The organism is Pseudomonas profundi, from assembly GCF_008638305.1.
GTDB classification, from domain to species: Bacteria; Pseudomonadota; Gammaproteobacteria; order Pseudomonadales; family Pseudomonadaceae; genus Halopseudomonas; species Halopseudomonas profundi.
In genome coordinates, this window is sequence record NZ_VTPZ01000003.1 from 339,856 (window position 1) to 360,579 (window position 20,724).

Consider the following 20,724-nt stretch of genomic DNA (forward strand, 5'->3'; position numbering starts at 1 on the left):
TTGGAGACCATCTTCCGGATAGGCGACATCTCGAGCGCTAAACCTTATAGGTCCTAGCAATTTAGCGAAACATGGAATTCGAATGATGCGGCAGATCGGTATTTATGAGCAGTTGATTACAAAACTCATCGAAAGTCGCTTGGATCGGGATCACTTTTATATCGGCGAGCGACAACTTGGCGGTGCAGAAGCATCTGTTTGGTTATCTCGGTTTCTGTCGAATGTTCTCCAGTTTGCCATTGAGTCAGTGCCCGCGGGTGACGACCGGCTACAAGGCCAAATTGAGTTATCTAACCAATTGCTAATGTGGCTGAAGGGGCAGATCCAGGACAATGGATTTTTAGAAGACAATCTTCTTGATAGCCAGGGTAGGATCCTCACCGCCCTATACGATCTGGAAAACCCTGTTGCAGCTAACCTAAAGCAATACGTCGAAGAGATATTTCCTCTCACCGGGCTCACCCAGAGCGAGTTGTTCTCAGGCAGTAACGCCGGTCTGTCGCTGGAGTCTGAGCTGAAGCGCGAAATCCTTTCCGCAGACAAAATTTACTGGCTGGTGTCCTTCATCAAGTGGGCTGGGATTCGTATTTTCCGGAAAGAGCTGGAAACGTTTGCCTCCAGTGGCCGCGAGCTCAAAATCATCACCACATCCTATATGGGTGCGACGGACGCCAAGGCTGTCGAGTATCTGGCCAGCCTGCCGAACGCTGAAGTGATGCTGAGCTACAACACCGAGCGCGAGCGGTTGCATGCCAAAAGCTATTTATTCCTTCGGAATTCGGGTTTTCACACCGGCTATATCGGATCATCAAATCTCTCTCGTTCAGCGTTGACCAACGGCCTTGAATGGAACTTGAAGATCACCTCTCAGGAAATTCCACACATCATCAGCAAGTCACTTAGTACCTTTGAAACCTACTGGGCATCAGACGACTTCGAGCGATTTGATGGTCAAACGAAAAGTGTAGAGAAACTCAAGCGAGCCCTAAAACAGCAGATGGGGTGGGACTACACCGGAACATCGTACTTTTTTGATATCACACCCTTCCCACATCAGAAGGATATTCTGGAGCAGCTCTCTGTTGAGAGGGATATACACCAGCGTTTTCGAAACCTCGTGGTGGCCGCCACCGGCACCGGCAAGACACTTATCTCCGCCTTTGATTTTCACGAGTTCTTGAAGACGTCACCTAACGCCAATTTTCTATTCGTTGCCCATCGAGAAGAAATTCTGAAGCAGGCTCGCGAAGCGTATCGAGGCGTACTGAGAAACAATGCCTTCGGTGAGCTTTGGGTTGGTGGCCAGCTACCTGATCATTACCGCCAGTTGTTTGTGTCTATCCAGACCTTAAACAACCAGCTTGATAAACTGAATCTGACACCGGACTACTACGACTACATCGTGATCGATGAAGTGCACCACATCGCCGCCTCAAGTTACCGAGCGGTGCTTCGGCACTTCTCGCCTTCGATACTGTTGGGACTGACGGCTACGCCGGAACGGCATGACGGTGGAGATATTCTCAGTGACTTCGGCGGCGTCATAGCCGCTGAACTTAGGTTGCCGGAAGCAATCAACCGTCGGCACCTGTGCCCGTTTCAATACTTCGGAATTGATGACGACACCGACCTGCGCAGTATTCCGTGGAGTCGTGGTCGTTACGATATTGCTCAGCTGACGAACCTGTACACGCACAACCACGGCCGTGTGAAAAATATAACGCGTAACTTACTGGAAATTGTCACCGATATAGGAAACATGAAAGCCTTGGCCTTCTGTGTGAGCCGTGACCATGCAAACTTCATGGTGCAGCAGTTCCTGCTACACGGTATTAATGCTGATGTGCTGACCAGCGACAACAGTCATGAGCGGCAGCAGAAGCAGCAAGCCATTCGCTCAGGGCAGATCAATGTCTTGTGTGTGGTCGATATTTTCAACGAAGGCATTGATATTCCAGAAGTGGATACCTTGTTATTCTTGCGCCCAACGGAGAGCTTGACCATTTTCTTGCAGCAACTTGGCCGTGGTCTTCGCCTTTCAGATGGCAAAGATTGCTGCACAGTGTTGGATTTCGTGGGCAACTCACGACCTGAATACGACTTTGCGAGCAAATTCAGGGCGCTGGTTGGCAAGTCTGAACGATCGATTACAGAGGAACTGAAACAAGGCTTTCCCCATGCGCCGCTGGGTTGCCGGATTGAACTCACCAGGAAAACTCAGGAAATGGTGCTGAGCAACATACGGCAGGCGACCCTGACGATGAAACGCCTTGTATCTCTGGTTCGCCAGTTTCCTCAGCATTCAACGCAGCCACTGACCCTGAGAAACTTTCTGGTACAGCATCCTCACATTGACCTCAATGAGCTCTATAGGCGCGTCAGCTGGTCGGAGCTGGTTAGCAAAGCTAAAGATGAGGTCGTTGCTGATGGCTCGCCGTTCAAAATGGCAAAGAAGGCAGTCTACAATCGAATCTTGATTTGTGACGATCACCAGTACCTGCTGTTCCTTAAAGAGCTGTGCCAGGCAGGCTTTGTTTGGGGTCAGGCAGATAATCGTCGGGCGCTGATGTGCCATTATGATTTCTGGCAAAAAGCAGGGCCGGATCTGGAGTTTGAGTCGCTTTCTCAGAGCTTGGCGGAGCTCAACAAGTTGGAAATTACTCAGGAGCTAATTGACGTACTTGATTGGAAGTTAGCGCAAACCAAGCATGCGCAGCCCTCTATGCCGGAGTTGCAGGAAGTACCACTGCGCCTGCATGCTCGCTATTCCCGAGAGCAGATTCTGGTGGGGTTTGGTGCGATAACTTTCGACCACCAGCCGGCCTCCAGAGAAGGCGTTTATGTCATCCAGGATCAGAACATCGAGCTGCTATTTGTCACCTTGGACAAAAATGAAAAGCAGTTTTCCCCGACCACCATGTATCACGACTACGCCATAAATGAGCAGCTGTTCCACTGGCAATCGCAAAACAGCGCCCGCCCGGAACGCGGCCGAGGGAAAAACTACATTCAGCACGAGTCCATCAGAAAACGGCTTTTCCTGTTCGTAAGGGAGCAAACCAAAGACCAGCACGTTCGCACGATGGGGTTTGTGAACTACGGCGAGGTCTACTATGTGTCGCACACCGGTTCGCAACCCATGAGCATCACCTGGGAACTCCGCACGCCAATGCCGAGTTTTATGTGGCAACAGGCTGCAAAACTGGCGGTAGCATGACAGTCGTCTTCTCAACAAACACGCCCAACAGTTCTCCGCCCAGTATCAATTCCTAACCTTCGAGCAGGCCCAAGAGAACTGGCTTCCGCAGTAGGTCAACATAGCCGGTCTAGCGGCCGGGGTGCGCTAGCCCCAGCTACCTCACCTGCAAATAGCGTTACCTCGTCTTTTCACCCGCAACACCCCCAAAACAATCAACGTTTGCCCTGTGAAGTAACAGATCACGATTACCGGGATGGCATAGGTGAAGGGCTGGGCAAATTTGTTTACCCCAATCAACGAATCGGCAATCACGAACAGCATGGCGCCAAGCCAGAGCATACCTACCTTGTCTTCCACCCGGCAGGCCATGAGTGCCATGGTGTAAAGGCACAATAGATAGATTGCTACCGGTATCTGGTAGGCCCCAGCGGCGGGAACCAGCCACAGGACGAGCAGCAGGCTGTACAGCGTGACGGGTAGCATGCGCCAGCGCAGCCAGGGCTTGCCTCTGGCCATCAGCGCAAAGCCAGCGATAAATGCCAGCTGGTTGATCAGAAACGCACTCAGCGCCTGAATAAACAGGCCGTCCCGGGCACCATAGTCGAGAAAGAAGTCTCCCGCCGCTGCGGCAACAAATCCCACGCCCAGACATGCGCCGATCTTGCCGGGATATGCGCGCCAGGCGAGCACAGCAAACAACAGCATGGGGATTGGCTTGAGCAGCCAGCTGAGCGGGTAGGGTTGGAGTGGAAGTAAGGCGAGGTAAATGAGCCCCAGTACAACGGCCACGGCAAAACACCGGCGCTCGAAGGCGGACATGAATGATTCCCTGAAACTGTTCTTGTTATGCCTGCATGCTCGCGCCTGATGCACGGGCGGTCAAGTCGTCGGCCGCAGTTCGCCTACAACGCTTGATATGAGCACAGGGAGCAGCTGGAGGTGTGGCTGAGAAAGTGATTACAACGAGAGGAAATGGCGCACCCGACAGGATTCGAACCTGTGACCCCTGCCTTCGGAGGGCAGTACTCTATCCAGCTGAGCTACGGGTGCGTTGCAGGGTCGCAATAATACGCATTGATGCGTCCGGCGTCCATGCCCTGCGGCAAGCTCTTTTGCGGGCGCGACGCATTGTCCCTATTGTGCGGAGGCTATTTTAACGGCCGGGGGTTTACCGGTATACTCGCGCACATTGTCCGGGCATGGTACTTGGGCTGAACCTATGGTCATGATGAGGATGTATAAGGTGACGACTCTGAAACAACTTCTGGCGGCCACTGCGGCCATGCTTGCTCTGACCGCCGGCAATGCCTTTGCTGCTGCGATGGATAACGAAGCGATTGCCGAGCGTATCCAGCCCTATGGTGAAGTGTGCGTGGCAGGTGAGGAATGTGCGGAGGCCGTTGCTGCCGCTGCACCTGCAGGTGGCGATGCTGCGGATACCGCTTCAGCCGGTGGTAGCGAGGGCGAAACGCTGTTCAACTCCAAGCCGTGTGGCGCATGCCATAGCGTAGACAATAAGCTGGTGGGCCCTGCTCTGAAAGAAGTGGCTGCCAAATACGCCGGTCAGGATGATGCCGTTGCCACCCTGGTTACCAGCATCACTCAGGGTTCCAGTGGCAAGTGGGGCGCGATTCCCATGCCGCCGAACGCGGTTAGCGAAGAAGAGGCCACGACTCTGGCCGAGTGGGTTCTCTCGCTCAACTGAGGTGATTCGTTGCGAAAAGCCACCCCTCGGGGTGGCTTTTTTGTTTCTGCACTCTATGTGCTACCGCCCCAGCAGGCTGCGGATATCCGAGAGCGCGGTGTTGCCGCGCGCTTGCTTCTGCTCTACCGGTACGTCTTCGGTGCCTTCCCACTCCAGATCTTCGCTGGGCAACTCATCCAGGAACCGGCTCGGCAAGCAATCAATGATCTCGCCGAACTGGCGGCGGCGCGCAGCGAAGCTGAAGGTCAGATTTTTTCGGGCGCGGGTGATGCCGACGTAGGCCAGGCGGCGCTCTTCCTCGACGCTGTCAGCTTCGATGCTGGAGCGATGCGGCAGGATTTCTTCCTCCATGCCGAGGATATAGACGTGGGGGTATTCCAGGCCTTTGGAGGCGTGGAGGGTCATCAACTGAACGCGATCAGTGTCCTCCTCTTCTTCGTGACGCTCGAGCATGTCCCGTAGCACCAGTTTGGCGATGGCATCCTCGAAGGTGGTTTCCCCGGTCTCGTCCCGTTCGATCGTGCTTTTCAGTGCATCCAGCAGAAACCACACGTTGCCCATGCGCTTGGCGGCGATCTCGTCGCTGGAGCAGTTCTGGCGTATCCAGTTCTCGTAATCCAGATCGACGATCATGCGATGCAGCGCTTCGATCGGATTACCGTCCATGCATTGCTGGCGCACATTGTCCAGCCAGCGGCTGAAGCGCTGCAGCCGTTCGTGATAGCGCGGCTCCATCTGCTCCGCCAGGCCAATTTCATCGCAGGCCTTGAACAGGCTGATCCCGCGGTCGTTGGCGTAGTTGCCGAGTTTTTCCAGCGTGGCCGGGCCAATCTCGCGGCGGGGCACATTGACCACCCGCAGCAGCGCATTGTCATCGTCCAGGTTCACCAGCAAGCGGAAGTAAGCCATCAAATCCTTGACCTCCTGGCGAGCGAAGAAGCTGGTGCCGCCGGACAGGTGATAGGGAATCTGATGATGCTGCAGCTTGAGTTCGATCAGCCGAGACTGGTGGTTGCCGCGATACAGGATCGCAAATTCCTTCCAGGCGCGTCGGTGCTTCAGGTTCTGGGTCTGAATGTCTGTGGCGACCCGTTCGGCCTCGGCTTCCTCGTTACGGCAGCGAATCACACGGATCGGATCGCCATAGCCCAGTTCGCTCCATAGCTGCTTCTCGAACACGTGCGGGTTATTGGCGATCAGCGTGTTGGCAGCGCGCAGGATGCGGCTGGTGGAACGGTAATTCTGTTCGAGCATGACCACCTTGAGTCCCGGGAAGTCATCCTTCAGCTGGGCCAGGTTCTCGGGGCGTGCGCCCCGCCAGGCATAGATCGATTGGTCATCATCACCCACCACAGTGAAACGCGCCTCGCGGCCAACCAGCATTTTCACCAACAGGTACTGCGTGGCGTTGGTGTCCTGATACTCATCGACCAGCATATAGCGGATGCGGAACTGCCACTTCTCCAGCACGTCGGGATGGTCCCGGAACAGCATTACCGGAATCAGGATCAGGTCATCGAAATCAACCGCGTTGTAGGCCTTCAGCGTACGGTTGTAATGCATATAGACGCTGGCTGCGGTCTGTTCCTGCGGGCTTTTGGCCTTGGCCAGTGCTTCTTCCGGGGTGATCAGATCATTCTTCCAGGTCGAAATCATCGACTGAATGCCTTCGATTCCTTCGTCGGCGCCATAATCGCGGTGCATCAGGTCGGTGATCAGCGCCTGCGCGTCTTGCTGATCGAAGATGGAAAAGCCCGGTTTGTAGCCCAGCCGCTTGTGTTCCGTGCGGATGATATTCAGACCCAGGTTGTGGAAGGTCGAGACAGTCAGGCCGCGGGCCTCGCTGCCCTGAATCAACTGGCCGACTCGTTCCTTCATTTCCCGCGCGGCCTTGTTGGTAAAGGTCACAGCGACGATGTTCTTCGCGCGTATGCCGCATTCCTTGACCAGGTAGGCGATCTTGCGCGTGATCACGCTGGTTTTACCACTCCCGGCACCGGCGAGCACCAGCATCGGCCCGCTGATATAACGGACTGCTTCGTTTTGACGAGGGTTAAGGGTAGCCACCGATGATCTTCTCCTGCATTGGGCTAGCATTCTACCAGCCTACGCGGGGCTCGACAGCGCTGTGGTCGCCAGATAGTCTTGCTGGACTCGGTTCTGATAATGCCGAATTGCCATGATTGGCTTCGGACTGCTTGAAGCTTTTGAATTACATGTAGAAAACCGTGATCCAGGGAGGATCGTTTGCTCGCCGACCGTAGTACCCAGCTAATAGTAGTGCTGGACAAGGACGACGGAGCGTTTGCGCAGCTTTGCCGCACGCTTTCGGCCACACATGCCGGTATCTTCGAGTTGCGTCGCTGCGACGGTTGGAGTCGAGCTTACGCCATGATCGAGGCAGGATCCGTAGCCGCTGTGTTGGCACGCGGCGATCTGCTCAATCCGCCCGGTGGTTGCACTGTACCGCTTATCCAGCTGACCGATACATCGTCTGTTGCCGCGTTGCCTGAAGGCGTGGACGACAGTATCTGGATTCAGGCCAGAACTAGCGAGTTGATCCGTTGCCTGGAATATTCGATCGAACGGCACGGTTTGCAGACAGCGCTTGATCGCGCAGCCAGTTACGATCCGCTTACCGGATGCTGTAATCGTCAGCTGCTGAATGATCGTCTGCGTCAGGGAATGCACCGCGCGTCGCGAAACAAGCAGCCGCTTGCGGTGCTGGTCATCGATCTCGACAATTTCCGCCACGTCAACGATACGCTTGGCCACACAGCGGGCGATCGCATCATACGGGAAGTGTCTGAGCGGCTGCGTCGCGTCCTGCGCAGTACCGATACCGTAGGACGCATGGGTAGCGATGAATTCGGCGTGGTGGTCGAGGATTACAGCGAATCGGCGAATATCCTGTTGATCGCTCAGAAGGTGACCAACGAGCTGGCCGAGCCGTTCAACATTGACGGCGAAAGCCTGTTGTTGGGCTGTAGCATCGGTATCGCCAGTTATCCCGAGGGCGGCCTTACGGTGGATGGTCTGCTGCTGCATGCCCATATGGCCATGCAGCAAGCGAAAGGACAGCGCGGTTGCAACTTTCACTTCTATGATGACCGGGTCAATCTGCACGCGAGCAGCCTGATCGAGTTTGAGGCTGCGCTGCGTCTGGCTTTGCGCCGCAATCAGTTCGAGCTGCATTACCAGCCGCGGGTGGATCTTCGCAGTGGGCAGATTGTCGGTCTGGAGGGGCTCATACGCTGGCGTCATCCGGAACGTGGCTTGCTGGGGCCAAACGAGTTCATTCCACTGGCAGAAGAGACCGGCCTGATCGTCCCCATGGGCTACTGGGTCATGGCCCGTGCCTGCCATGACCTGAACCAGCTCAGTCGCCGCGGGTTCGCCGATATTCACATTGCGGTGAACGTGTCCTTTCGGCAATTCCAGGACAGCCAGTTGCTGAGCAATGTCCGCCGGGTACTGAGAACCACTGGCATCGACCCACACCGCCTTGAATTCGAATTGACTGAAACCGCCATCATGCAACGTTCCGAGCAGGTGCTCGCGGCGATGCAAGGCATTACGGAACTGGGGGTGCGCTTCTCGCTGGATGATTTCGGAACCGGTTATTCCTCCTTCGTGCATCTGCACAGCCTGCCCATCAGTCTGCTGAAGATTGACCGCAGCTTCGTCAGGAAAATCAGCGAGATCGAAGGCGACCGCAAGCTGGTGAATGCCGTGGTGGACATGGGCCACAGCCTTGGGTTGGCGGTGGTGGCGGAGGGTGTGGAAGAGCGCAGCCAGCTGGACGCGCTGACCGCGATGGGCTGTGATCAGGTACAGGGCTACTTCATCAGTCCGGCGTTGCCCTTTGAGGAGTTGTGCTATTTTCTGGATGCCTACCGGATGGGCCGCGAAGATGACTTGCTCGGTAGCCTCTGAGTCAGACCCTAGCTGGGCCTTCTATCCAGTTGCCGGTATTGCAACGCCTCCGCCAGATGCGCTCGGCCGATAGCCGTCTGATTATCAAGATCCGCCAATGTCCGCGCCACTTTCAATGCCCGATGGCTGGCGCGGTGGGATAAACCCAGCTGCTCTATAGCGCGCTCCATCCAGCGTGCATCCTCATCCTTCAACGGGCAATGGTCACGCAAGCCCGCCAGATCCAGATGCGCGTTCAATCTACCCTGGCGCTGTTGCTGCTGTTGGCGTGCAGCGGCTACCTGGGCGGCGGCTTCCGCGCTGTTGGGTTTGCCAGGCTCTTTGTTGGCAAGGCTGAAGGCTTCATTGTGCATGGCGACGTGCAGGTCGATCCGGTCCAGCAGCGGGCCGGACAGTTTGCCGCGGTAGCGTTCCACTTGCTCAGCGGAGCAGCGACAGCGTCCGGATGGGTCTCCCTGGTATCCGCAGGGGCATGGGTTCATCGCTGCGATCAATTGAAAACGGGCAGGGAAGCTCAGTTGTTCACGTGCGCGAGCGATGTGTATCTCGCCTGACTCCATCGGCTCACGCAGCATCTCAAGGACCTTGCGATCAAACTCGGGCAATTCGTCGAGAAACAGTACGCCCCGGTGGGCCTGGCTGATCTCTCCGGGGCGCGGCTGACTGCCGCCGCCGACTAGCGCTGCAGCAGATGCACCATGATGGGGCGCACGGAAGGGCCGTGTTGGCCAGGTCTGTAGCGGGCCCTGCCCACACACCGATTGGATGGCCGCCACTTCCAGCGCTTCGCCCTCGACCAGCTGCGGGAGGATTCCGGGTAGGCGACTCGCCAGCAGGGTTTTCCCCGTACCCGGAGGGCCAAATAAAAGTAAATTGTGACCGCCGCTGGCCGCGACGATCAGCGCGCGTTTGGCCTGCGCCTGACCCTGCACCTCGTCAAGGTCGGCATGGTAGCGAGGCAGCTCTGGCGCAGGGTTTGGTGATACTGATTCGAGGGTGCGTTCGCCGCGCAGGTGTTCGCACAGCTCCAACAGGTGGTCGGCGGCGATAATGTGCAAGCCCCGGACTAATGCCGCTTCCATGGCATTGGCGCGTGGTAACAACAGCGTGCGGCCCTGGTCCCGACACGCCAGCGCCGCTGGCAACACGCCCTGAACCGGGCGTAACTCGCCGGACAGCGCCAGCTCGCCCAGGCATTCGCACTGGTCCAGCACGTCGGCGGGAATCTGACCGCTGGCGGATAACAGGCCCAGTGCAATCGCCAGATCGAAGCGTCCGCCTTCCTTGGGCAGGTCAGCGGGCGCGAGATTGATGGTGATGCGCTTCAGGCCGGGGAATTCGAGACGGGCATTCTGCAGGGCGCTGCGTACGCGATCCTTGCTTTCGCGCACGGCGGTTTCAGGCAACCCGACCAGTGTCAGGCTGGGCATGCCATTGGCCAGATGCACCTCAACGGTGACGGCAGGCGCCTGCACGCCTAGTTTGGCGCGGCTGTGGACAATCGCCAGGGACATGATCGCTCCTTGATCAGGCCCACCTGCGAATCAGGTGGACGGTGCTTGCGTGCCTTGCTCGATGACTTCCACGCGCTTTTCCAGGGCTTCAAGCCGTGCGCGGGTACGTTCAAGAACCAGCTGCTGCGTCTCGAATTCCTCTCTACTCACCACGTCGAGCTTGGAAAGCGCACTCTGCAGCAAGGCTTTGAGGTGCTGTTCTACATCAGGCCCCGGAAGACCTTTCTCATTGATTAACAATCGTGCGGCCTGGCTGCTGACCGCGCCAATCAGGACTTTATGCAACATGGCGATTCGCTCTCGCTGGGCCCGGGCAGAATACGGCTTCCTGAAAACGGTTGCGCTCGATCACGCTGCATTTTGAGAAATTGTCCTGCCGGCGGGCGACAAAATCGCAGTTTAGCACAGCCCTTGAGGGTGCTTTGTAAGCGGTCATCGATGTTCATCAATGGCGCACAGACGGGTATTGCCTGCACCACGGTGGGGCACGGGGCCGCTGGCCGGTTCGCTTGGCAAAATGCCATGCGGGGAATAACGCATTGATTATAAAGGGAAATCAGAATGTGGCAGGGATTCTGCAGGGCAATCCGCAGCTGCAGCTGGTAGGCGAACCAAATTGGGTTGCTTCCCGGAAGCGAGCTTGGCTTTACCGAAGGGAGCACGGAGACGAAGCAGTTGCACTGAGCATAGGGACCGTTGCCAGACCAGTTTCGCCGCAAGGACCGATAACTGCGACAACCTCCATGCGTCGTCCCGTTTCTAAAAGCCTCTAACTCGGCATAGACTTGTCCCTGTCCCCCAGGGCAGTCCATATACACGGGAGTATCGATATGAAATTAGTAACGGCTGTTATCAAGCCATTCAAGCTGGATGACGTGCGTGAAGCCTTGTCCGAGATCGGGGTCCAGGGCATCACGGTAACCGAGGTCAAGGGTTTTGGTCGACAGAAGGGGCATACCGAACTTTATCGTGGCGCGGAATACGTAGTCGATTTCCTGCCCAAGGTGAAGATCGATGTGGCAATCGGAGACGACATGCTGGATCGGGTTATCGAGGCGATTACCAAGGCAGCAAACACCGGGAAGATCGGTGACGGGAAGATCTTCGTAGTTAACCTGGAGCAGGCGATCCGCATCCGAACCGGGGAAACCGATACGGACGCAATCTAGGGATCGTTAATTGACGCAGTAACCAAGCCTATTTGGGGGGCTTATTATGGATATCTCGCAAGTGACGTATGCATTGGATACGTTCTACTTTTTGCTGTGCGGCATTCTGGTGATGTGGATGGCCGCCGGCTTCGCCATGCTTGAGGCCGGCCTGGTCCGCGCCAAGAGCACTACCGAAATTCTGGCCAAGAACATTGCACTGTTCGCTATCGCGTCGGTCATGTATCTGCTGATCGGCTACTACATCATGTACTCCTCCGACAGCCCGATCTTTCCAAGCCTGGGCTTTCTGATCGGTAGCGAAAACACCGCCGATGCTGTGCTGGCAGGTGGGGACGATGCGCCCTATTACTCTTCCCGCGCGGATTTCTTCTTCCAGATCGTCTTTGCTGGCGCCTGTATGTCGATTGTCTCGGGCGCGGTCGCCGAGCGTATGAAGCTCTGGTCCTTCCTGTTGTTCGCGGTTGTCATGACTGGCTTCATCTACCCGATCCAGGGCGCCTGGAGCTGGGGCGGCGGCTGGTTGTCTGATGTCGGTTACTCGGATTATGCCGGGTCTGGCATTGTGCACATGGCAGGTGCTGCGGCGGCTCTGGCGGGTGTACTGGTCCTGGGGCCACGTCGGGGCAAATACGGTCCCAACGGTCAGGTCAACGCCATTCCGGGTTGCAACCTGGCACTGGCGACACTGGGTATCTTCATCCTGTGGATGGGCTGGTTCGGCTTCAACGGCGGCTCGGAACTGAAAATTTCCGACATCGATTCAGCCAACAACGTGGCTCAGGTATTGGTAAACACCAACATGTCTGCGGCGGGCGGTCTGATTGCGGCGATGATCGTCTCACGCATCCTGTTCGGCAAGACTGACCTGACCATGATCCTCAACGGTGCGCTGGCAGGCCTGGTCTCTATCACCGCGGATCCGCTCTCACCCAGTGCCCTTTCGGCGATGATGATCGGTGCGGTTGGTGGTGTGATCGTGGTTTTCAGCGTCCTGGCGTTGGACAAGCTGAAGCAGGACGATCCGGCCGGTGCGATTTCCGCCCACGGTTCTGCCGGTATCTGGGGTGTAATGGCGGTACCGCTGACCAACGCCGAAGCGACCTTCGGTGGCCAGTTGGCGGGTGTGGTCGGCATCTTCCTCTGGGTGTTCCTGGCCAGCTTGCTTGTCTGGTATATCATCAAGGCAATCATTGGTGTGCGCATCAGCGAGGAAGAGGAATACGAAGGCGCCGATATTTCCGAGTGTGGAATGGAAGCCTATCCGGAATTTACCAGCACCAAAGGCTGAGCAGCGTCGCCTGCCAAACCTTTGAAAAGGTAAGTTATGCAAAACAGGGCGCCCGATGGCGCCCTGTTTGCGTTTCACTCGAGGAGAACCGCAATGTGGTTGCAACGAACCATCACTCTCAAGCCCCGCTCCCGGGGCTTTCATCTGGTCGATGAGGAGATCGTCTCCGCATTGCCTGAACTGGCGAAGGTGGAAATGGGCATGCTTCATTTGTGGTTGCTGCATACCTCCGCCTCTTTGAGTATCAATGAGAATGCCGATCCGCTGGTACGCGGTGATCTGGAAGCCTTCCTGCGCCGCCTGGTGCCGGATGACACGTCCTATTTCAAACACACCTATGAAGGGCCGGACGACATGACTGCGCATGTCAAAGCCAGCCTGCTGGGCGTTCAGCTGAGTGTCCCGGTCAGCCATGGGCGGCTTGCCACCGGAACCTGGCAGGGGCTCTACCTGGGTGAGCACCGGGAAGATGCCGGCAGCCGGCGCGTGCTTGCAACGCTTCAGGGCTAAACTTGCAGAGGTGAGCGCGGTCACAGCTAAGAACAACGGACAGGAGATGACTATGCAGGCCGAGACTTTCCAGTACTTGCTGGAATGGACCACGAAGTTCCATAACCACATGGCCACTTGCCTGGAAGAAGGGCTCGATGAGCAGCAGGACGATTGCGCCAAATGGCTTATGAAATACGTGGCCGAGCATGAGCGTACGCTTGCAACGGAAGTGGAGGGCTTCAAACGCCAGGCTGATCCCAAGGCGCTCAATACCTGGCTGTACGAACATCTGACCGAAACGCTCCCGCCGAACGATCGTCGCAAGTTGCCGTTCGGCACCATGAGCTTCGAAGACATCGCCAGTGAGGTTGTCGATGTGCATAACCAGATCGTCAATACTTATGAGTCGATGGCAAACAAGGCGGCAATTCCCGAGGCCCAGGAGTTGATGGAAAAGGTTCTGGACGCCGAGCAGGGCGTGCTTCGGCAGATGGCGGACCGGATCAGCAGCTCACGTGAAATGTAGCCAGGCTGCGTGATGCCGGACGCTTGTCGGCGCGCACACTACTGAAAATATGGCGAGGCCTCTACGCCAGGCTTTTTGAACCGGAAACGCAACTGGAAAAAATCTGAATTTGTCGCTGGCCAAATTTTCTGGTTGCGCTATAAATAGCCTGTTTTTTTCTGCGCGAGACCAAGGTAATGAGCGACGACGACATCGAAGATCAAGAGCAGGATCAGGATCAGGAGCTGACCGGGCTGAACGACCCCAATGTGGACGACACATCAGACGATGATGAAGACGCGCCGGTCGTAAAAACTCGCAAGAAGGCTCCTGTGGAGGATCCGCTGGAAGGGCTGTCTATTGAGGCCAAGGCGCGCGAGCGAGAGATGCTGGAGCGGCAGATTGCCGAGTTCATGGCGCGCGGCGGGCAGGTGCAGGAGATCGATTCCAATGTGGTCAGCGACCCGCCCAGGAAACCGGACAGCAAATACGGCAGCAGACCTATCTAGAGTCTAACGCTCTGAGGGATCAGCCGTTCGAATGTCATAGCGCTGTAGCCACTCCGGTATCTCGCTCAGGCAGCGCACTTCACCGTGGGGCCTGGGCTGGTCCGGCCAGGGCAAACCCAATCGATTGAACCAGAGCGTATGCAATCCGACTGCTTGGGCACCCTGCATGTCGTCAACCGGATGGTCACCGATATGCAGGGTTTCGCTGGGCTCCGCCGAGGCGCGTTCCAACGCAGCGAGGAAGGGCGCAGGATCGGGTTTGCTGCGGCCGACGTCGTCGGCTGACACGATAATGCGAAAATACTTCTCAAGTCCCAGACGGCGCACATCGGCGTTGCCGTTGGAAATCGTCGCGAGCTGATAGTGCGGAGCCAGTTGCTGCAACAGGTTTTCCACATGCGGAAAGAAGGTCACCGCATGGCGCGCCTCGAGAAACACATCAAAACCCTGCTGCGCCAGATCTTTCACCTGATCCTCGGCATAACCCGCTTTGCGCAGCCCCAGTTCCAATATGGCAATGCGCAGCGCAGTAACCCGGTGGCTCAGGTCCGGGTCGATCGCCAAAACCTCCTTGCGCAGTTGACGACGAGCTTCCGCGTCCAGCCGTTCGGCAAACAAGGGTGCATTAACCTTCAGCCACTCGAGCAATGTCAGTTCGGCGGCTGCGACCACTGTCTCGGTTTCCCAGAGCGTGTTATCCAGATCGAATGTCAGCAGGCGGATCATGGTTTGTCTCGGTTCTTGGGTTCGCCAGGCTTGTCGGATGACTTCCTGGCACGGGGATGGCTTTGATCATACACCTGGGCCAGATGCTGGAAATCCAGATGCGTGTATATCTGGGTGGTGCTGATGTCGGCATGGCCGAGCAGCTCCTGCACGGCGCGCAGATCGCCGGAGGACTCCAGGATGTGACTGGCGAAGGAGTGTCGCAGCATGTGTGGGTGCAGATGCTGACCGATGTGCAGCACGCCGCGCTGGCGCACTCTCAGCTGGATAGCTCTGGGAGTCAGGCGTCGCCCTTGCTTGCCGATAAACAGCGGTTGCTCGGGGCCATTTGGTGCCAGCCGCACCTTCAGCCAGCGCTGCAGGGCTTCACGGGCATGGCGGCCGACCGGCACGATGCGGGTCTTGTTGCCCTTGCCGAGCACTCGCACTTCGCCGCTGGCCAATTCCACCTCATGCACGTTGAGCCCCGCCAGTTCGGCGAGGCGCAACCCGGATGAGTAGAACAGCTCGAGCATGGCGTGGTCGCGGACGGCCAGCCAGTCATCATCGTCGTTTTCGTTGAGCAGTCGCGCAGTCAGGTCTGCATCCAGAGCCCGGGGCAGTTTGCGCGGCGACTTCGGAGCACGCAGATCCAGCGCTGGGTTATGCCGGCAGCGGCGCTCGCGGATCAGATAGCGATACAGACTGCGCACCGAGCTGAGCGCCCGCTGCAGGCTTCGGCCGGACAGCCCCTGCTCATGCCGCCTGGCTACAAAGCGGCGCAGGTACTCGGTATCCACCATGGACCAGTCGCGCACGCCCTGTTCATGCAGGTAATCCGCCAGCCCCGACAGGTCGTGCCGGTAGGCTTCAAGGGTTCGCGGAGACAGCTGGCGCTCGCTGCGCAGATGCTCAAGAAAAGCGTCCAGATCTGTCTGCAGAGGCGTTCCGGATGTCATGCGGGCTCCCTCGCCGTGCGCCATAGATTCACTGCGGCAGCGCTTGGCGGCCGGACGGAGACGACCACGATGGCGGCGCGCAAGGTTTTAATCCTTGGGCTCATCCATCATCGGGCGCTGGCGCAGCAGTACGCGGGCGAGGGCATCGGCTACGTAACCCAGGAATAGCGTCCCCGTCGCGCTCTTGTATTGCTGCGCGTCGCGGCTGCCAAGGGCCAGCACGCCATGCAAACCATGATGCTGGATCGGCGCGAGGGCGGTGGAGGCGACCTCCTGTCCGGATTCGCCGAACAGAAAGCCCAGCTCATCGGGACGCAACACGCCACTCAGGGTCTTGTTGCTGTCGAGCAGATGTCCGATGGCTTCACGTGCTTCACTGTGAGTCACGCAGCGAGCGTTGGTAAAGCGGTTGGCTTCGCTGAACAGGATCAGGCTGACAAAGGGCACCTGAAAGTCGTTGCGCAAACTGTCTTCGATGCTGGCGATCACCTGGTCCAGGCTCTGAGCCTCAAGCAGCCCCAATACCAGACGGCGGCTTTTCTCGAACAGCCGGTCGTTATCCCGGGCGACTTCCATTAGATCATTAAGCCGGTGCCGCACGTCAATATTGCGCTCACGCAGCAGTTTGACCTGACGCTCAACCAGCGAGACCGACTGGCCGCGCTGGTGCGGGATGATGAGATCGGGCAGCAGTTCGTCATATTCGGCAAAAAACGCCGGATGCTGGCGCAGGTATTCAGCGACCTGCTCGGCATCCAGTTGCGTCTCGCGTGGCTCGGTCTTCTCGGTCATACGCGTACCTGTCCTTCGTAAACCCGGCTGGCCGGGCCGGTCATCATGACGGGTCGGCCGTCTCCGTCCCAGCGGATGTGCAAGGTTCCGCCGGGTAGAGTGATATCAACCGGCGAGTCGAGCAGCCCCATGCGGATGCCCGCTACGGCAGCGGCGCAGGCGCCGGTACCGCAGGCGCGGGTTTCGCCGGCACCGCGCTCGTACACCCGCAGGCGCGCACTGTGCCGATTGATGATCTGCATGAAGCCGGCGTTGACCCGGCGTGGGAAACGCGGATGGCGCTCGATAGCCGGGCCGAGCCGCTCGACGGGAAACGTATCTATATCGTTTACCAGGGTGACGCAGTGGGGGTTACCCATGGAAACTGCAGCCACCTCCAGCTGTTCGTCCTCGACTTCCAGCGCGTAAATGACAGCTTCGGCGTCGGCCTCGAAGGGAATGTCCGCCGGGTTGAAACGCGGTGCACCCATATCGACTGTTACCCGCCCATCCTCGGCGACATTGAGAACGATGGGTCCGCCTGCGGTCTCCACATGGATCTCGGATTTCGCAGTGAGGCGTTTGTCTTGGACGAACCGCGCGAAACAGCGCGCGCCATTGCCGCACTGCTCAACCTCGCTGCCATCGGCATTGAAAATCCGATAGCGAAAATCCGCATCCGGGCTGCGCGGCGGCTCCACCACCAGCAACTGGTCGAAGCCGACGCCGGTGTGCCGATCGCTCCACAGGCGTATGAGCCGCGGCGACAGCTGGACATGCTGGGTGACCAGGTCGATGACCATGAAGTCATTGCCTAGCCCATGCATTTTGGTAAATCGCAGCAGCATGTCAGGCCTCGGGCAGCAGTGACTCGCCAGCAAACAGCTCGCTGACTGTCTCGCGCCGGCGAATCAGATGCGTATGGGCGCCGTCGACCATGATCTCAGCGGCGCGCGGACGGGTGTTGTAATTCGAACTCATGACAAAGCCATAGGCACCGGCGGAGCGCACCACCAGCAGGTCGCCGGCGGCGAGGGCGAGCTCTCTGTCCTTGCCCAGGAAGTCACCGGTTTCACATACCGGTCCGACGATATCCCAGGTGGAAGCTGGAATATCGGTGCGCGGCCGCACCGCGTCGATTCCCATCCAGGCGCTGTACAGCGCAGGGCGGATCAGGTCGTTCATCGCCGCATCGATGATGGCGAAGTTCTTGTGCCGGGTCGGCTTGAGCATGTTCACCGCAGTCAACAGTACCCCGGCGTTGGCAACGATTGAACGCCCCGGCTCGAACATGAGTTCCAGGTTGCGTCCAGCCAGCTGCTCGAGCACCTTGCTCAGGTAGCTTCCCGGCGCGGGCGGTTGTTCATCGCGGTAGATCACACCGAGGCCGCCGCCAAGATCCAGATGGCGAATCTGGATGCCGTCCGCGGCCAGTGCATCAATCAGCCCCAGCAGACGTTGTAGTGCATCAATGAAGGGCGTGTCGTCGGTCAGCTGCGAGCCGATATGGCAATCCACACCGCGCACTTCGATATTCGGTAGCTCGGCGGCGCGGCGGTATACGGCCGGCGCGTTAGCGATATCGATGCCGAACTTGTTCTCTTTCAGGCCGGTGGAGATATACGGATGGGTGCCGGCATCCACGTCCGGGTTCACGCGCAAGGATATCGGGGCCTGCACGCCCAGTTCAGCCGCCACCTGCTGCAGACGCTCGAGCTCGGGTTCGGACTCGACATTGAAGCAGTGGATACCCAGCTCCAGGGCGCGGCGCATTTCCTCGGCGGTCTTGCCCAGCCCGGAAAATACAACCCTGGATGGATCACCGCCGGCGGCCAGGACCCGCTCCAGTTCACCACCGGAAACAATGTCAAAGCCGGCGCCGAGGCGTGCCAGAACATTCAGCACAGCGAGGTTGGAGTTGGCCTTCACTGCGAAGCAGACCAGATGCGGCACGTCTGCAAGCGCGTCGTCCCAGGCCCGGTAGGCCTGCTCGATTGCCTGGCGCGAGTAGACAAAACAGGGTGTGCCATACTCTGCCGCAATAGCGGACAGGGCTACGGATTCGGCGTGTAATTCACCATTCTGGTATTCAAAGGCTGTCATCGGGCGCTTCACTGCTCTTCGGTGGGTTGCTGGTTCAGTTCGTCCCGGGCCGGCTCGACTGTCTCGCTTGGGGTTTGCTGGGGCAGGAACAATGGACCCTTCTGGCCACAACCGGCCAGTACCAGGATTCCGAAGAACAGCGCGATGGATCGCTTCATGGAAAAAACCTTGTTGATAAACAGAGAATATCCGGCAGTATACCCAGCCGTCAGGTTCGACGCACCCGGACTGGTCTGGTTAGGGTCTGCTGACGTCGCGTTGTATTAGAGGACAAACATGAACGAACTCACTGAAGCGGATTTCAACAAGCAGGTCGACCTTGTCCAGGACAAGATTGAGCATGCAGTCGATGCCTGCGGCCTGGATCTCGAGATGGAGCACGTCGAAGGATCACTTATTCTGCATACGGCAGACGGAGCGCGCGTCGTGCTGGGTCGTCAACCTGCGTCACGCGAGCTCTGGCTTGCAGCCCCTAGGGCTACCCTGCATTTCGGTTTCGATTCGGAGCAGGGCTGGATGTACGACAATGACGACGAGACGCTGGGCGAGGTGCTCGGTCGGGTGTTGGGCGATCTGGTGGGGGATGACGTTGAGCTGGATATTGACTGAGGCGCGGGTGGCAGCCACCTGCTTGAACCCGCAGCACCACATGGGTTTATCGCGCCCCTCAGCGGCCTGCGGGAAAGTCGGTTAGCTCTTTTCAGCGAAGAATCGTCAGCAACGCCTGACAGTGCTCGGCAGCTTCTATACCCAGGCTGGTCAGATACCCTCCATCCGTTTGTGTCACCAATCCTTTCTCATGTAAGCGCCTGGCGGCAGCTACGGTCTGCTCTGGAGCATCGTGGGCGTGTATTTTCAGCCCCTCCAGCGTATTGGCCAGGTTGAATTGGCCTAGCAGGTTGATGTCTTCGATTTCTTCAGGTGTCAGCATGGCATTACCTTCTGGTGGGTTGAAGCCGCTTCGATATTGGCAGTCTAGCCCTAAACCGGTGCGAGTTGGTGGCTGTTTCGGCAATGGGTACCAATCATTCATTGGGTTTATGTCGATGTACCTTTGGCGCGCCGATCGATACAACTGTAGCAATCAGGGTCCAAACATAAGAAGGAGACGCAGCATGCTCACGCTTCACGGTTTCAACGTCAGTAACTATTTCAACATGGTCAAGCTGGCGCTGCTGGAAAAAGGCATCGAATTCGAGGTCAATATCGTGCATCCGAGCCAGGATGAATCATTCCTGGCTATCAGTCCGCGGGGCAAGGTGCCATGCCTGCAAACCGGGCAGGGTTTCATCAGCGAGACCAACGTCATCCTCGAGTATCTGGAGGAAACGCAAGCGGGCAAACCGCTACTGCCGCAGGATCCGTTCCGCCGGGCGGAGGTCCGCGCGCTGACCAAGGAAATCGAGCTGTATATCGAATTGCCGGCGCGTAGCTGTTATCCGGAAGTCTTCTTTGGCGGCAAGGTCGATCAGCTGGTCAAGGACAAGGCCAGGGCGGATCTGCTGGGTGGCGTCGCAGCGCTGAAGCGCCACGGCAAATTTGCCCCCTATGTGGCGGGCGAGGAAATGACCATCGCCGATATCATGTTCCTGTTCAGTATCGACCTGGCTTCTGCGGTGGCGAAAAAGCTGTTCGGGCTGGATCTGCTGGAAGACTTCCCCGAGGCGAAGGCGCTGCTCACACAGCTGAGCCAGAACCCGCATGTCCAGAAGATCGAGGCGGACAAGAAAGAAGAGATGGCGGCATTCCTGGCCGCGGCGCGCGCTCGGAAGTGAGACTTCGCTGACAAGCACGCCGTCCAAAACAACGCCCAGGTGAATGGAGGGTCGTATATGGTCCCCTCCCTCTTTGCAAGGCCTCCAGCAT

General features: G+C 57.9%; 21 protein-coding genes and 1 tRNA gene. 10 read left to right on the top strand and 12 right to left on the bottom strand.

Annotation, left to right across the window (positions count from 1 at the left end; all coding sequences use genetic code 11):
• Positions 1–85: 85 nt before the first annotated feature.
• Complete coding sequence (locus FZE95_RS06605; RefSeq protein ID WP_150300085.1) at positions 86–3,217, top strand: DEAD/DEAH box helicase; 3,132 nt, start codon at positions 86–88, stop codon at positions 3,215–3,217.
• Between the two features lie 141 nt (positions 3,218–3,358).
• On the opposite strand, the gene FZE95_RS06610 is transcribed toward FZE95_RS06605, so the two are convergent.
• Positions 3,359–4,018 (bottom strand): lysoplasmalogenase, encoded by a 660-nt coding sequence (locus FZE95_RS06610; RefSeq protein ID WP_150300043.1) that lies wholly within the window; start codon positions 4,016–4,018, stop codon positions 3,359–3,361.
• A 154-nt stretch (positions 4,019–4,172) separates the two neighbouring features.
• Positions 4,173–4,249 (bottom strand) — tRNA-Arg (locus FZE95_RS06615).
• A gap of 322 nt (positions 4,250–4,571) precedes the next feature.
• Between FZE95_RS06615 and FZE95_RS19720 the strand changes: the two genes are divergently transcribed.
• Positions 4,572–4,904: a c-type cytochrome gene (locus FZE95_RS19720; RefSeq protein ID WP_371923575.1), complete on the top strand. Its 333-nt coding sequence runs from the start codon at positions 4,572–4,574 to the stop codon at positions 4,902–4,904.
• 60 nt (positions 4,905–4,964) lie between these two features.
• On the opposite strand, the gene rep is transcribed toward FZE95_RS19720, so the two are convergent.
• A complete protein-coding gene (gene rep, locus FZE95_RS06625) occupies positions 4,965–6,971 on the bottom strand; it encodes a DNA helicase Rep (RefSeq protein ID WP_150300044.1) in 2,007 nt (668 codons plus the stop codon).
• Between the two features lie 180 nt (positions 6,972–7,151).
• Between rep and FZE95_RS06630 the strand changes: the two genes are divergently transcribed.
• Complete coding sequence (locus tag FZE95_RS06630) at positions 7,152–8,840, top strand: putative bifunctional diguanylate cyclase/phosphodiesterase (protein WP_150300045.1); 1,689 nt, start codon at positions 7,152–7,154, stop codon at positions 8,838–8,840.
• 8 nt (positions 8,841–8,848) lie between these two features.
• Here the strand turns inward: FZE95_RS06630 and FZE95_RS06635 are convergent, their stop codons facing one another.
• On the bottom strand, positions 8,849–10,354 hold the full coding sequence (locus FZE95_RS06635) for a YifB family Mg chelatase-like AAA ATPase (RefSeq protein WP_150300046.1): 1,506 nt from the start codon (positions 10,352–10,354) through the stop codon (positions 8,849–8,851).
• Between the two features lie 30 nt (positions 10,355–10,384).
• Complete coding sequence (locus FZE95_RS06640) at positions 10,385–10,642, bottom strand: accessory factor UbiK family protein (protein WP_150300047.1); 258 nt, start codon at positions 10,640–10,642, stop codon at positions 10,385–10,387.
• Positions 10,643–11,184: 542 nt separating this feature from the next.
• Between FZE95_RS06640 and glnK the strand changes: the two genes are divergently transcribed.
• The 5 genes from glnK (at position 11,185) to FZE95_RS06665 (ending at position 14,320) form a co-directional block, all read left to right on the top strand.
• Complete coding sequence (gene glnK, locus FZE95_RS06645) at positions 11,185–11,523, top strand: P-II family nitrogen regulator (RefSeq protein WP_093396590.1); 339 nt, start codon at positions 11,185–11,187, stop codon at positions 11,521–11,523.
• A 46-nt stretch (positions 11,524–11,569) separates the two neighbouring features.
• Positions 11,570–12,814: an ammonium transporter gene (locus FZE95_RS06650; RefSeq protein WP_190324515.1), complete on the top strand. Its 1,245-nt coding sequence runs from the start codon at positions 11,570–11,572 to the stop codon at positions 12,812–12,814.
• Between the two features lie 93 nt (positions 12,815–12,907).
• The gene (locus FZE95_RS06655) at positions 12,908–13,324 is read left to right on the top strand and encodes a secondary thiamine-phosphate synthase enzyme YjbQ (protein ID WP_150300049.1); all 417 of its coding nucleotides are present in this window, start codon (positions 12,908–12,910) and stop codon (positions 13,322–13,324) included.
• 52 nt (positions 13,325–13,376) lie between these two features.
• A complete protein-coding gene (locus FZE95_RS06660; RefSeq protein ID WP_150300050.1) occupies positions 13,377–13,832 on the top strand; it encodes a hypothetical protein in 456 nt (151 codons plus the stop codon).
• 176 nt (positions 13,833–14,008) lie between these two features.
• Complete coding sequence (locus FZE95_RS06665) at positions 14,009–14,320, top strand: hypothetical protein (RefSeq protein WP_150300051.1); 312 nt, start codon at positions 14,009–14,011, stop codon at positions 14,318–14,320.
• A 3-nt stretch (positions 14,321–14,323) separates the two neighbouring features.
• On the opposite strand, the gene FZE95_RS06670 is transcribed toward FZE95_RS06665, so the two are convergent.
• The 6 genes from FZE95_RS06670 to lptM form a co-directional block, all read right to left on the bottom strand.
• The gene (locus FZE95_RS06670; protein WP_150300052.1) at positions 14,324–15,046 is read right to left on the bottom strand and encodes an HAD family hydrolase; all 723 of its coding nucleotides are present in this window, start codon (positions 15,044–15,046) and stop codon (positions 14,324–14,326) included.
• Positions 15,043–15,966, bottom strand: a complete 924-nt coding sequence (gene xerC / locus FZE95_RS06675) for a tyrosine recombinase XerC (RefSeq protein WP_150300087.1) — start codon at positions 15,964–15,966, stop codon at positions 15,043–15,045. Before xerC ends, FZE95_RS06670 begins: the two co-directional genes overlap by 4 nt.
• A 105-nt stretch (positions 15,967–16,071) precedes the next feature.
• Complete coding sequence (locus FZE95_RS06680) at positions 16,072–16,776, bottom strand: DUF484 family protein (protein WP_150300053.1); 705 nt, start codon at positions 16,774–16,776, stop codon at positions 16,072–16,074.
• On the bottom strand, positions 16,773–17,603 hold the full coding sequence (gene dapF, locus FZE95_RS06685; protein ID WP_150300054.1) for a diaminopimelate epimerase: 831 nt from the start codon (positions 17,601–17,603) through the stop codon (positions 16,773–16,775). Before dapF ends, FZE95_RS06680 begins: the two co-directional genes overlap by 4 nt.
• Position 17,604: 1 nt before the next feature.
• Complete coding sequence (gene lysA / locus FZE95_RS06690; protein WP_150300055.1) at positions 17,605–18,858, bottom strand: diaminopimelate decarboxylase; 1,254 nt, start codon at positions 18,856–18,858, stop codon at positions 17,605–17,607.
• Positions 18,859–18,866: 8 nt separating this feature from the next.
• A complete protein-coding gene (gene lptM, locus FZE95_RS06695; protein WP_150300056.1) occupies positions 18,867–19,016 on the bottom strand; it encodes an LPS translocon maturation chaperone LptM in 150 nt (49 codons plus the stop codon).
• A gap of 118 nt (positions 19,017–19,134) precedes the next feature.
• Between lptM and cyaY the strand changes: the two genes are divergently transcribed.
• Positions 19,135–19,467 carry an iron donor protein CyaY gene (gene cyaY / locus FZE95_RS06700; protein WP_150300057.1) on the top strand — a complete coding sequence of 111 codons (333 nt, stop codon included), beginning with the start codon at positions 19,135–19,137 and terminating at the stop codon, positions 19,465–19,467.
• Between the two features lie 91 nt (positions 19,468–19,558).
• Here cyaY and FZE95_RS06705 read toward each other — a convergent pair whose 3' ends face one another.
• Positions 19,559–19,789: a TIGR02647 family protein gene (locus tag FZE95_RS06705; protein ID WP_150300058.1), complete on the bottom strand. Its 231-nt coding sequence runs from the start codon at positions 19,787–19,789 to the stop codon at positions 19,559–19,561.
• Between the two features lie 184 nt (positions 19,790–19,973).
• Here FZE95_RS06705 and FZE95_RS06710 point away from each other — a divergent pair, with 184 nt between their 5' ends.
• Entirely contained in the window at positions 19,974–20,633 is a 660-nt protein-coding gene (locus FZE95_RS06710) for a glutathione S-transferase family protein (RefSeq protein WP_150300059.1), read from the top strand.
• The last annotated feature ends 91 nt before the right edge of the window (positions 20,634–20,724 follow it).

Coding starts and splice junctions, on each gene's coding strand:
- FZE95_RS06635 (WP_150300046.1), bottom strand. CDS start 10,354: ATGTCCCTGGCGATTGTCCACAGCCGCGCCAAACTAGGCGTGCAGGCG.
- FZE95_RS06610 (WP_150300043.1), bottom strand. CDS start 4,018: ATGTCCGCCTTCGAGCGCCGGTGTTTTGCCGTGGCCGTTGTACTGGGG.
- FZE95_RS06660 (WP_150300050.1), top strand. CDS start 13,377: ATGCAGGCCGAGACTTTCCAGTACTTGCTGGAATGGACCACGAAGTTC.
- FZE95_RS06670 (WP_150300052.1), bottom strand. CDS start 15,046: ATGATCCGCCTGCTGACATTCGATCTGGATAACACGCTCTGGGAAACC.
- FZE95_RS06680 (WP_150300053.1), bottom strand. CDS start 16,776: ATGACCGAGAAGACCGAGCCACGCGAGACGCAACTGGATGCCGAGCAG.
- FZE95_RS06655 (WP_150300049.1), top strand. CDS start 12,908: ATGTGGTTGCAACGAACCATCACTCTCAAGCCCCGCTCCCGGGGCTTT.
- FZE95_RS06640 (WP_150300047.1), bottom strand. CDS start 10,642: ATGTTGCATAAAGTCCTGATTGGCGCGGTCAGCAGCCAGGCCGCACGA.
- glnK (WP_093396590.1), top strand. CDS start 11,185: ATGAAATTAGTAACGGCTGTTATCAAGCCATTCAAGCTGGATGACGTG.
- lptM (WP_150300056.1), bottom strand. CDS start 19,016: ATGAAGCGATCCATCGCGCTGTTCTTCGGAATCCTGGTACTGGCCGGT.
- FZE95_RS06665 (WP_150300051.1), top strand. CDS start 14,009: ATGAGCGACGACGACATCGAAGATCAAGAGCAGGATCAGGATCAGGAG.
- FZE95_RS06650 (WP_190324515.1), top strand. CDS start 11,570: ATGGATATCTCGCAAGTGACGTATGCATTGGATACGTTCTACTTTTTG.
- lysA (WP_150300055.1), bottom strand. CDS start 18,858: ATGACAGCCTTTGAATACCAGAATGGTGAATTACACGCCGAATCCGTA.
- dapF (WP_150300054.1), bottom strand. CDS start 17,603: ATGCTGCTGCGATTTACCAAAATGCATGGGCTAGGCAATGACTTCATG.
- cyaY (WP_150300057.1), top strand. CDS start 19,135: ATGAACGAACTCACTGAAGCGGATTTCAACAAGCAGGTCGACCTTGTC.
- FZE95_RS06605 (WP_150300085.1), top strand. CDS start 86: ATGCGGCAGATCGGTATTTATGAGCAGTTGATTACAAAACTCATCGAA.
- FZE95_RS06710 (WP_150300059.1), top strand. CDS start 19,974: ATGCTCACGCTTCACGGTTTCAACGTCAGTAACTATTTCAACATGGTC.
- FZE95_RS06705 (WP_150300058.1), bottom strand. CDS start 19,789: ATGCTGACACCTGAAGAAATCGAAGACATCAACCTGCTAGGCCAATTC.